Annotated in this window: 10 protein-coding genes and 1 pseudogene; 9 read left to right on the top strand and 2 right to left on the bottom strand. The window is 47.9% G+C overall.

Features of this window, described 5'->3' with window-relative positions:
- Positions 1-78 precede the first annotated feature (78 nt).
- From NK638_RS10250 to NK638_RS10240, 3 genes are all read left to right on the top strand, one after another.
- Positions 79-1194 carry a CaiB/BaiF CoA transferase family protein gene (locus NK638_RS10250; RefSeq protein WP_274632947.1) on the top strand — a complete coding sequence of 372 codons (1116 nt, stop codon included), beginning with the start codon at positions 79-81 and terminating at the stop codon, positions 1192-1194.
- Between the two features lie 97 nt (positions 1195-1291).
- Entirely contained in the window at positions 1292-2611 is a 1320-nt protein-coding gene (locus tag NK638_RS10245) for a short-chain fatty acid transporter (RefSeq protein ID WP_274632946.1), read from the top strand.
- 299 nt (positions 2612-2910) lie between these two features.
- A complete protein-coding gene (locus NK638_RS10240; RefSeq protein WP_274632945.1) occupies positions 2911-3561 on the top strand; it encodes a glutathione S-transferase in 651 nt (216 codons plus the stop codon).
- A gap of 34 nt (positions 3562-3595) precedes the next feature.
- Here NK638_RS10240 and NK638_RS10235 read toward each other — a convergent pair whose 3' ends face one another.
- On the bottom strand, positions 3596-4471 hold the full coding sequence (locus NK638_RS10235) for a siderophore-interacting protein (protein ID WP_274632944.1): 876 nt from the start codon (positions 4469-4471) through the stop codon (positions 3596-3598).
- Positions 4420-4818 carry a DUF2470 domain-containing protein gene (locus NK638_RS10230; RefSeq protein ID WP_274632943.1) on the bottom strand — a complete coding sequence of 133 codons (399 nt, stop codon included), beginning with the start codon at positions 4816-4818 and terminating at the stop codon, positions 4420-4422. The genes NK638_RS10235 and NK638_RS10230 overlap by 52 nt, the downstream gene beginning before the upstream one ends.
- Positions 4819-5071: 253 nt before the next feature.
- On the opposite strand from NK638_RS10230, the pseudogene NK638_RS12470 reads away from it, so the two are divergent.
- From NK638_RS12470 to NK638_RS10200, 6 genes and pseudogenes are all read left to right on the top strand, one after another.
- Positions 5072-5239: pseudogene (locus tag NK638_RS12470) on the top strand (LysR family transcriptional regulator); the annotation flags it as partial.
- A gap of 293 nt (positions 5240-5532) precedes the next feature.
- The gene (locus NK638_RS10220; RefSeq protein ID WP_274632942.1) at positions 5533-5988 is read left to right on the top strand and encodes a LysR substrate-binding domain-containing protein; all 456 of its coding nucleotides are present in this window, start codon (positions 5533-5535) and stop codon (positions 5986-5988) included.
- 347 nt (positions 5989-6335) lie between these two features.
- The gene (gene hglS, locus NK638_RS10215; RefSeq protein ID WP_446739831.1) at positions 6336-7772 is read left to right on the top strand and encodes a 2-oxoadipate dioxygenase/decarboxylase HglS; all 1437 of its coding nucleotides are present in this window, start codon (positions 6336-6338) and stop codon (positions 7770-7772) included.
- 141 nt (positions 7773-7913) lie between these two features.
- Positions 7914-9404 carry an L-piperidine-6-carboxylate dehydrogenase gene (amaB, locus tag NK638_RS10210; RefSeq protein WP_274632940.1) on the top strand — a complete coding sequence of 497 codons (1491 nt, stop codon included), beginning with the start codon at positions 7914-7916 and terminating at the stop codon, positions 9402-9404.
- A gap of 151 nt (positions 9405-9555) precedes the next feature.
- Positions 9556-11016 (top strand): Na+/H+ antiporter NhaC, encoded by a 1461-nt coding sequence (gene nhaC, locus NK638_RS10205; protein ID WP_274632939.1) that lies wholly within the window; start codon positions 9556-9558, stop codon positions 11014-11016.
- A gap of 12 nt (positions 11017-11028) precedes the next feature.
- On the top strand, positions 11029-11219 hold a 191-nt coding region (locus tag NK638_RS10200), incomplete at its 3' end, for an FAD-dependent oxidoreductase (RefSeq protein ID WP_274632938.1).

Raw genomic sequence — 11219 nt, 5'->3', positions numbered from 1 at the left:
TTCAGCCAGCGCAAATAGTGCTCGATATGGCGGCTAAAGGTGAGGTGTTCTCTGATGAATAATGTAACGACTGACTTGATGACTGATTCAATCATAAACTCTATGACAGACTGCTTACAAGGGCTGCGAGTGGTTGATTTGACGCGTAACCTGCCAGGGCCATTTGCCACGCGCCTGCTGGCCGATTTGGGTGCAACGATCATCAAGATCGAACCCAAAAATGGCGACCCTGCTAGAGCCTTCGGTGAGCTGTTTGCCGCATTAAACCATGGCAAAACTACCGAAAGACATGACTTTCGGGACCCCAAAGGCATTGCGGCTATCAAAGCACATATCAAAGATGCCGATGTCATGCTCGATAGCTTTCGCCCTGGTGTGTTAGCAGGCATGGGATTGGATGCCAAAACGCTGCATACGCTTAATCCAAAGCTTGTGATGGTATCAATCACTGGCTACGGCGTGACGGCCAAAGAGTCCAATGAGAGCGCTGCGATAGATGCGAGTGCGATCAATCACCCACGAGCCAGTCATAATTGGGCGCATAAAGCTGGCCACGATATCAACTTTATGGCGATGAGTGGTGCCCTTGACCAATTAAAAACCGCAAGTGGTGAGCAGGCCATGCCCAATGTACAGTTTGCAGACTTGGCAGGCGGCAGTGATACCGCTGTCATTGCGCTGCTCGCTGCAGTATTTGCCGCGCAGCGTACCGGCAAGGGTCGTCATATCGCGGTCAGTATGATCCACAGCTTATACCAGCATCTGGTCATGCCCAAGGAAACGGGCGCGCTGGTCAAAAGCTTTTCAGGAGACATGTCTGCGCCGCATTTTGATTTTTTGGGCGGGCTATTGCCTTGTTATCGTTTGTATAAAACCCTTGATAATCGCTATATGGCGGTTGGCTCATTGGAGCTGAAGTTTTGGCAAGGGCTGTGCGAGGCGTTGGCACTGCCAGCACTAAAAGACAGCCATTGGCAGCTTGGCGTCATGCCAAACTCCCCTGAGAGCCAAGCGGCAGCAAAGGCTGTGAGCGATGCCTTTGCCAGTCAGACACTCGCCCATTGGCAGCGGCATTTCGCACCCATTGATGTTTGCGTTACCCCAGTGCTTAGCTTACAAGAAGCCAAAGCGCATCCGTTATTTGCCCATCAAGACAAGTACTACTCAACGCCTGGGTGGCAGCTGGTCGAGTGAGACTGTATGAAATGTGCAACGGTTGGGGAAGATAAATGATAGGCTAGATAAAAATAACAGTGACCAAGGACGTCTTTAAATAAAAAGGAGTTTACTTATGAAGGCAATTACCCGTTTTTCCAATAGCTTGATGGAAAAATACTTACCTGATCCATTCTTGTTTGTGCTGATATTAACCTTAGTAATTTTTGTGATGGGCTTAGGGCTCACTGAGTCATCTCCTATAGAGATGGTCACGTATTGGGGCGATGGGTTTTGGGCGCTGCTCGCCTTTTCGATGCAGATGGTGCTGGTGCTGGTCACAGGATTTGTGCTGGCAAGTAGTCCGATATTTAAAAAAGGCTTGGGTTACATTGCCGGTTTTGCGCATTCACCCAGTAGTGCGATTATATTGGTCACCCTCGTGTCTTTAGCAGCAAGCTGGATCAACTGGGGTTTTGGTTTGGTGATTGGCGCGCTATTTGCCAAAGAGCTGGCCAAACGGGTTCATGATGTCGATTATCGTTTATTGATTGCCAGCGCTTACTCAGGCTTTATCATCTGGCACGCTGGGTTTTCAGGATCGATTCCGTTGTCTATTGCCACAGAAGGGCATCCGTTTGTTGATACCATTGGTGTTATTCCAACGAGTGCCACCATCTTTGCGGGCTACAATTTAATTATCGTCGCGGCATTGGTGATTATCGTGCCTCTACTAAACCGCATGATGATGCCAAAAAAAGGGGACACCATCACAGTCGATCCAAAGCTGCTGGTGGATCCTGTCAGTGAGACACTACCAGTTAAATCAGAGATGACACCAGCTGAGCGTTTGGAGAATAGCTGGGTTTTATCGATGGTGATCGGTGTGTTAGGCATTGCTTTTATTGTTTATTATTTTGTCCAAAATGGGTTTGCCCTAACGCTAGATTTGGTGAACTTTATGTTCTTATTTCTCGGCATCATATTTCACGGAACGCCCCGAAACTACTTGATTTCTATTCAGGAGGCGGTCAAAGGTGCAGGCGGTATCATCGTTCAGTTCCCGTTTTATGCCGGCATCATGGGGATGATGACCGCCTCTGGGCTGGCAGGGGTGATGTCAGAGGCCTTTGTCAGTGTGTCGACGGCGCAGACGCTACCACTTTTTGCTTTTTTAAGTGCAGGATTGGTCAACTTTTTTGTCCCATCAGGGGGCGGGCAATGGGCAGTGCAAGCGCCCATTATGTTAGAGGCGGCCGACATGCTGGGCAGTGATCCGTCACGAGTGGCGATGGCGGTGGCATGGGGCGATGCGTGGACCAATATGATTCAGCCGTTTTGGGCACTGCCGGCTTTAGCCATTGCAGGACTCAAAGCCAAAGACATCATGGGTTTTTGTGTCATCGTGCTGCTTGTCAGTGGTGTGGTGATTGGGCTTGGCCTATTGTTTTTATAAATGCTGCTTTTATAAATATATAAATATAGTGAGTTCCGTATAAAAACGATACAGTTCCACGTTGACATATAATGTATCTGTTTTATTTAGAATCGACTATGTCATTTATATAGACGTTTTCTGCATAAACGTTGTTTGTATAAACAAAGCCAGACCTTGCCTGCTTTAGGGGTGAGGTCTTTTTTATGTTAGTCTAGGGCGTGTCATCGATTAGCACGTATAGTCGCTTGAAAAAAACGGCTAAGCCTTGCGATCTCAATGATGACATGTCTAGTGATTTTGATTTTATTGTGAGAAATATGATGAGACCTTCCTTGCCGCTCTTATATTCTTTTCGCCGCTGTCCTTATGCCATGCGTGCTAGGCTTGGCCTTGTGTTTGCAGAGCAGCAAGTGGTGCTGCGCGAGATTGTCCTAAAAGACAAGCCGCCGCAGATGCTAGCGATTAGCCCAAAAGGCACGGTGCCTGTGCTACAGCTTGCTGATGGTACTGTGATTGAAGAGAGCTTTGATATCATGATGTGGGCGCTAGGTCAGCATGATCCAAACCGCTTGCTTGATGCTCAGACTTTGTCTCAGGCCAATGCCCTAATCGATAAAAATGATAATGAGTTTAAGCATTGGCTGGATCGCTATAAGTATGCGGATCGTCATCCTGAGATGAGCCAAGAAGAGTATCGCCAGCGCGGCGAGGCGTTTTTGCAGATATTGGAGACGCAGCTGACCAATAGCACTTATCTACTCGGAGATGGCATCAGCGTTGCTGATATTGGTATCATGCCCTTTGTCCGTCAGTTCGCCCATGTGAATCGCGAAGTATTTTACCACTTGCCGTATCCACACCTGCAGCGCTGGCTGAAGCATTGGCTGACGCATCCGCTGTTTTTGCAAGTGATGACGAAGTATCAGCCATGGCAAGAAGGAGACGAGGTGGTGATTTTTCCATCCTAGCTCATCTTAGCTTTGTCCAGTCCTAGTCTGGGATTTAGTCATGTCGCCAATATACCTTGACCACCACATCGCTACGCTCAAGCCCCAGTCTTTTTTGTAATAAAGGGCGGAGCGCCTTTGCGGTTTTTGCCTCTAGAGCGCCCCATACTTTGTCGATTTGCAATGGCTGCTTGGCTAAATAGTCCGCCAGTTGTCTGTCGATCTGCGGCGCGACGTTTTGCCCTACCGAGGCAGGATCCATTATCATAGGCAGTACGGTAAAATGACGGTCGATATGATGTCGGGCACTGTTTTTGCTGCTGTCTTTGGCATCGATGCTCAGTGTGATGTCATCAAAATACTCTTGGTCAGCGGCATCTTGGGTGACACAAATGATCAGCGGCGGCATTGGGTTGTCCCATAGCTCTAATAAACGTGCTGCTGTGGGCATGGAAGTCTCATCGACGATCAGTAGTGTCTGTCCTGTGTGTAAATGCGCCACTTTTTCAGGAAACTCTCGTTTGGTGACCACGGTGTCACCTGCCTGCAGTGCCATGGCCCAATTGCCGCCTGAGGTATCGCCATGCAAAAAAACATCGACCCATGCTCGCACGCCATCAGCGCTCCGCCATGCTTTTCTTAAGGTGTAGTAGACCTGCGCTCGGGCGGGCGGCGCGGTGTTTTTGCTAGGCTGGCTGCTGCTGGCTGTCATCGTGTTATGCGCCAAATCGAACAAATACGCGTAGCCTGCCTCGTTTGTAGGCACGGTATCTGGGCTAGAGCTGTCATGACGATGGCCTTGTGAGTCCATACTAAGCTCAAGACGCAGCATGTTTTCACTGACTTTATAGCTGCGCTCTACGACAAAGACCTGCCGAGTTAGCTTGATGGTTTTTTTGCCCAGTTTTTTATCTGCTCGCTGCCGAAGCAAAATATACTGCTCTTGTAGCTCATCGACTTGCGTGAGGGGGCGGCAAAACCAATAAAGAAAGACTGTGGTTGCCGGTGGCTGTCTTTGGAGTTGATAGGCCGCGTCGCCAAGGGTTTGGCTTGCAGGCAGATACCTTCTGCATAAATCGCAGTTAATTGCACCTCTGTATGCTCAAGTTCAGCTGCCCATAATGGGCTAAATGCCCGCAAAAACTCAAGCAGCTCATCGATGTGTTCTTCATTGATGTGAGCGATGATGCCCGCTATCTCAGGGTCGTTTAGATCGGTATAGAGCTGGGCTTGATCGTCTAAGTAGGGGGTAGTTACAGAAGAGGAGGCGAGGGTCATAGGTATACTCACAAACAACAGATATTCAAAAAATTATTTATATTAAAGGTAATGATAATTTTTTTTGTTATCATTTACGAGTTGAAATTTATTAAATTTCTAAAAAGTAGACAGACTGGCAGGTAAAACGATTTATATCGTCTCTTATAACTGGGATAATGTGGTTATAGTCAAATCTAAATAAATCAGATACATGGCTATGTTTATTTTAGAAACCTCTTTTACTGATATGTCGAATGAGAACCCATAAGTTATGAGCACTGATGTTAAGACCCCTTTGGCTTTTAGAAAATACCCATCGACGACCGCTTTGCAGTGTTTTGAGACGGCAGCTCGGCATTTGAGCTTTACCAACGCCGCGCAAGAGATGCACATGACGCAAAGCGCTATCAGTAAGCAAGTCGCGCAATTAGAGGAGATGCTGAACCTGTCGCTGTTTTATCGGACGCCGCACCGCATCTCCTTGACGCCCGCTGGCAAGACTTACTATTTAGAGGTGTTAGAGATTCTCAAACATATCGAGGCGGCGACTACCAGTCTGATGTCAAACAGCGACAATTCAGAAGTGCTGAAAATCATCTCGCATCCGACCTTTTGCTCGCGTTGGCTGATGCCTGCGCTCAATGGCTTTGGCAGGGCTCATCCGTTGATTAATCTAAATATTAAAGAGCTGGCTGGGCCGTGTTTTTGTATGGTGACGGGATTTGGGGAGGGATGGAGTCCATCAAGCTTTTTGATGAGTATAATGTGGCGGTTTGTCATCCGGATTATTTGGCTGGCAAAGCGCCTTGTACGAGCAACATCGCTCAGTGTACCTTGCTACAGCTCAGCTCTCGCCCCAGCGCTTGGTATGAGTATTTTAGACAGCAGGGTATTCGTATCGAGGGCACCTTTGTCGGCCCACGTTTTGACACTTTTCATACGAGTATATCGGCGGCATTACTCGGCTATGGTATTGCTTTGGTGCCACTACGGCTAGTGGCGCCAGAGTTGCAGTCAGGGTCCTTGGTGCGTGCGTGGAGTTATGCAGCAAAGGGCCGGGGTGCTTACTATATAGCTTATCCATTGTCTTTGGGTAATTCACACAAAGTCAAAGTTATTGTAGAGTGGATCTCAACTTACCTGCAACACTCAAACGACCCTAAGCAGGACATAGAGTGTGTACGGTAAGCTAAAAAATCAATGCATGCTCTTGGGTGTCAGCTGCTCATTGTCAATGCTTTGTTGATGAGGTTTAATAATTGATGGGCTAAGTAGGTGCTGCTACCAGATTGCTACCTGCCTGACTACAGGCCAACTTATGGCCGGTTTTTTATGCCAATGACAAAAAGGAATGACGCCATAACTATTCTTCGTTTGCTGATGATAGGCGGGTTTGCTCAAATTATTATCTATCTAGTCAAGGAAGATAAGAGACAGCCATGGAGCAGCAAAAACACCTGAATAAAAAAGGACACATACTTGTGAGCCATACCTTTATCAATAGCGATGCTATTCACCACAATTTTTCTATCGCCATGTCAGAGATGTACCAAAAAGAAGTGCCGTTATATGGTGACCTCATCGATTTGGTGAGCGAGGTAAATACCAACGTATTAAATAAACAGCCTGATATTAGACAGCAACTTGAGCACACCGGAGAGATTGATAGGCTAGGTATGGAGCGCCATGGCGCGATTAGACTGGGCACCGCGGACGAGCTAAGCATGATGCGCAGGCTGTTTTCGGTGATGGGTATGCATCCTGTTGGCTATTATGATTTGGCGCCCGCTGGCGTGCCTGTGCATTCTACGGCTTTTCGAGCGCTTGACACGCAGTCATTAAATAACAGTCCGTTTCGCGTTTTTACTTCTCTATTGCGTCTTGATCTGATTGATGATGAGGCCTTACGGCAAGAGGCGATGGCGGCGCTAGATAAACGCAAAATATTTACAGATAATGTTATTAGCTTGATTGAGCGCTTTGAGGAGGAGGGCGGGCTGACGGCGGCAGACGCTAAGCAATTTGTCAAAGAAGCGTTAGAAACCTTTCGCTGGCATGACAAAACACCCGTCTCAAAAGCGCTTTATCAGCAGCTATTAAGCCAGCATGGACTTATTGCTGACGTCGTCGGTTTTAAAGGTCCGCATATCAATCATTTGACCCCTCGAACCTTAGATATCGATGCGGTACAAGCTGGTATGCAGGCAAAAGGTATCCCGCCAAAAGCCATTATAGAAGGGCCACCGAGACGGCGATGTCCTATTTTATTGCGTCAGACCAGTTTTAAGGCATTAGAAGAAGCGGTTAGCTTTAAAAATCCTAACGGCGGCTATGAAACGGGGCATCATACTGCGCGCTTTGGCGAGATTGAGCAGCGCGGCGTGGCTTTAACACCCAAAGGCCGAGCGCTGTATGACCAATTGCTTAGCCAAGCTCGCGGCCAGTTAGGAGTGACGCCAAATGCCAATAACGCCTTGGAGTATTATCAAGTTTTAGAAAGTGCATTTGCAGCGTTCCCTGATGATTATCGAGCATTACATGACGAGGGGTTGGCGTATTTTTACTATCAAGCGGTCGATAGCGATACAGATAACGAGCCAATGCTAGATTCTATAGGCGTAGAAAACGTAAATGACCCTTTATCAAAGCAAGTGATTACTGATTTGCTTGAGCAAGGAATGATTCGCCTAGAACCTATTGTCTATGAGGATTTTTTACCTGTCAGTGCGGCGGGGATTTTTCAGTCCAATCTGCATGACGACAGCACAAACGACAATGAAAACAATAATGAAAAAGACGAACACAGCGGCAAGCAAAGCAGTGGTGGCATTAATTCTAATAAAGAAGCGTTTGAGAGTGCTTTGGGCGCTCAAGTCTACGATGAGCTTGAGCTTTATCAAACGCTGCAAGCAGAGAGTCTCAAAGCGTGTTTGGGACAACTAAATAGTAAGGTTTTAAAACGCGTTATCTAAAACCGTGATAGATAATTGGAACTGTTAATGAGCATTCCAAAAAGGAATGGCAGTACGAAATTAATTATTTTGCAACTTAGCTGGGTGCAAGTTAAGTTAATAGGTCTTCAAGGAAGCATAAATTAATAAAAGGGATGGAATATGATTAAGCAGTATATGGCCGCGATGGGTGTCAAAGAGGACCAATATCAAAATGGTGACTTTGAGGTAACCAGCCCGATTGATGGCTCGGTGATCGGCAGCATAACCTTGGACAGCGTTGATGAGGTCGATACCAAGATTGCCAATGCCAAAAAAGCTTTCAAAGAGTGGCGCGTGGTGCCTGCGCCAAGACGTGGCGAGCTGGTGCGCCTGCTCGGTGAAGTGCTGCGCGAGCATAAAGAAGACTTAGGCATGCTGGTGTCATTTGAAGCTGGCAAGATTAAAGAAGAAGGCCTAGGCGAAGTGCAAGAAATGATTGATATTTGCGACTTTGCCGTCGGGGTGTCGCGTCAGCTTTATGGTTTGACGATTGCGTCAGAGCGTCCAGGCCACCACATGCGCGAGACATGGCATCCGCTTGGGGTGATTGGTGTCATTTCAGCCTTTAACTTTCCCGTTGCGGTGTGGTCGTGGAATACCGCGCTGGCCATCGTCTGCGGTAATCCGGTGATTTGGAAGCCTTCAGAAAAAACCCCGCTTGTCGCTTTGGCCTGTCAGGCACTGTTTGAAAAAGCCTTGACCAAATTTGGCGATGCGCCAGAGCATCTATCACAAGTCTTACTCGGTAAAACCGATGTCGGTAACGCCTTGGTGGAGCACAAAGACGTGGCTTTGGTGAGCGCCACCGGCAGTACGCGTATGGGCCGAGAAGTCGGGCCAAAAGTTGCCAACCGTTTTGGTAAATGTTTGCTTGAGCTTGGTGGTAACAACGCCATGATTTTGGCACTAAGTGCCGATTTAGACTTAGCGTTACGCGGCATTTTATTCTCCGCGGTTGGGACGGCAGGCCAGCGCTGTACGACATTACGTCGCCTATTTGTCCATGAATCTATCAAAGACGATATCTTACCGCGCATCAAGTCTGCTTATGAAACCGTCAGCATCGGTCATCCACTAGAGGGCCATCTGGTCGGTCCGCTGATCGATGAAGACAGCTTTAATAATATGCAAGCAGCGTTGGAAAAGGCGCGAGAAGCAGGCGGCACGGTTACGGGCGGCGAGCGCGTCCTTGCAGACAAATATCCTAACGCCTATTACGTGACACCTGCCATTGTCGAGTTTGACGAGCAAAACGATGTCGCTAAAAGTGAAACGTTTGCGCCGATTCTGTATGTTATGACCTACCAAGACTTTGATGAAGCCATTGAGATGCAAAACGATGTGCCACAAGGTCTATCGTCATGCGTCTTTACCAATGATTTGCGTGAAGCGGAAACCTTCCTCAGTGACCGCGGTAGTGATTGCGGTATTGCCAATGTCAATATCGGTACCAGTGGCGCTGAGATCGGCGGGGCGTTTGGCGGTGAAAAAGAAACCGGCGGTGGCCGTGAATCTGGCTCTGATGCGTGGAAAGTCTATATGCGCCGTCAGACCAATACCATCAACTACTCAAAAGAGCTGCCACTAGCGCAAGGCATTAGCTTTGGTTGATAAAAAGGTGAGTACAAATTTTTGTTGATTTGATTTATTTATCTACAAACTGCCAAGCCTAATTTATAGAAGCTTGGCAGGCCAAAAATAATAAGCAATCAAGGATTGGTTGCCACTCCCATCGACGACTACTAAGGAAGGTAGAACTATCATGATCGATGATAAATCGCACGACCCCGATGTAGATGGCTATGGCCCATCTTCTAGCTTTTTACTGGATATTGCCCCTCTGTTACTGACTGCTATCATTCTGATGATACAGTTCTTTGTATTTAAAGATTTTACCCCTCACATTCCTCTTGCTTGCGGCATATTAATCACCGGCTTATTTATGAAGCTGCGTGGTCGTCATTGGCAAGGTATGGAAGAGCGTTTTTTAAAGGTCATCAAAATTGGTTTACCTGCGATGATTATCTTGATGGGCGTGGGCATGCTCATCGGTGCATGGATTATCGCCGGCACCGTGCCGACCATTTTGTATTACGGCTTTAGTATCTTTTCCCCTTCCTCGTTTTTATTTTCTGTTTGTATCATTTGCGCCATTATCTCTGTCGCTACAGGCACCTCGTGGGGGACTGTGGGTACCGTGGGCCTTGCGATGATGGGTATCGGTTTGGGGCTTGGTATCCCAGCACACCTAACGGGCGGTGCGATCGTTTCGGGGGCTTTTTTTGGTGACAAAATGTCGCCGCTATCAGACACCACTAACTTAACGCCTGCTGCTGCTGGCGTCGATCTTTGGGATCACATCAAAGGTATGTTGCCGACGACCGTTCCCGCCATGATTACTGCTTTGGCTATCTATGCGTGGATAGGCATGGGGTATGGTGATGACAGTATTGACCTGTCGTCTATCCGCGCGCTACAAGACAACCTAGCGGCCAATTACAATTTAAGCATCGTCACTTTGCTACCGGCAGTGGTGGTGATTGTCGCCGCTGTGATGAAAATGCCAGCGATACCGACGGTGTTAAGCGGGGTGCTGGTAGGCTCTGTGATTGCTGTGTTTATGCAGGGCGTAGCGGTGAGTGAGGTGTTTGATGTGTTACAAAACGGCTTTGTCAGTGAGACGGGCTTTGAGGTAGTGGATCAGCTGCTGTCAAAAGGCGGTGTCATGTCGATGACGTGGGTCATCAGTTTGACCATTTTTGCCTTGGGTTTTATCGGTGCGCTTGAGCACTACGGCACGCTTAGGGCCATCATGGCAAAGATTAATAATTTTGTAAAATCGCGTCTGGGTCTGGTGTTTACCACGTACGGCAGTGTGCTCAGTGTCGGGGCACTCATCGGTGATGTTTATACCACTTGTGTTTTGCCAGGCCGTTTGTTGCAAGACAAATATAAAGAGATGGGCTATAAACGTACGACATTGACGCGCTCTATCGAAGACGCGGGGACACTTTTGTCGCCCCTTATCCCATGGAACATGGGTGGTAGCTTTGTGGCAGCGACACTCGGTATCGCCACCTTGACCTATGCGCCTTTTGCCTTTGCCTGCTGGTTGTCGCCTTTATTTGGCCTGCTTTGGGCGTTCCTTGATAAGTTCATACCGCGTGAAGAGCCGACCACAGCAAAGCTCGATACCAATGCTTCACTAAGTGAAGTATGCTAAAGGGAGTCTGATATGTTGCAAGAGCAGTGTTTGTGGAACATGACGGCGCCTAATATTGACGCATATAGTCAAATGAGTAGCGATACCCAAGCGGCGGTGTGCATCATTGGCGGCGGCTATACTGGACTGTCTGCAGCAATTCATCTGGCTGAAAAAGGCGTCAAGGTTGTCTTACTTGAGAGTCAAAGTATCGGTAGTGGCGG

It is taken from the genome of Psychrobacter sp. A3 (genome assembly GCF_028823565.1).
Lineage (GTDB): Bacteria > Pseudomonadota > Gammaproteobacteria > Pseudomonadales > Moraxellaceae > Psychrobacter > Psychrobacter celer.
This window is presented reverse-complemented; position numbering and strand designations above follow the sequence as displayed.

What these genes read in the sequence shown, in the direction of transcription:
- amaB (WP_274632940.1), top strand. Translation starts at nt 7,914, where the DNA reads ATGATTAAGCAGTATATGGCCGCGATGGGTGTCAAAGAGGACCAATAT.
- NK638_RS10230 (WP_274632943.1), bottom strand. Translation starts at nt 4,818, where the DNA reads ATGACCCTCGCCTCCTCTTCTGTAACTACCCCCTACTTAGACGATCAA.
- NK638_RS10220 (WP_274632942.1), top strand. Translation starts at nt 5,533, where the DNA reads ATGGAGTCCATCAAGCTTTTTGATGAGTATAATGTGGCGGTTTGTCAT.
- nhaC (WP_274632939.1), top strand. Translation starts at nt 9,556, where the DNA reads ATGATCGATGATAAATCGCACGACCCCGATGTAGATGGCTATGGCCCA.
- NK638_RS10240 (WP_274632945.1), top strand. Translation starts at nt 2,911, where the DNA reads ATGATGAGACCTTCCTTGCCGCTCTTATATTCTTTTCGCCGCTGTCCT.
- NK638_RS10245 (WP_274632946.1), top strand. Translation starts at nt 1,292, where the DNA reads ATGAAGGCAATTACCCGTTTTTCCAATAGCTTGATGGAAAAATACTTA.
- NK638_RS10250 (WP_274632947.1), top strand. Translation starts at nt 79, where the DNA reads ATGACTGATTCAATCATAAACTCTATGACAGACTGCTTACAAGGGCTG.
- hglS (WP_446739831.1), top strand. Translation starts at nt 6,336, where the DNA reads ATGTCAGAGATGTACCAAAAAGAAGTGCCGTTATATGGTGACCTCATC.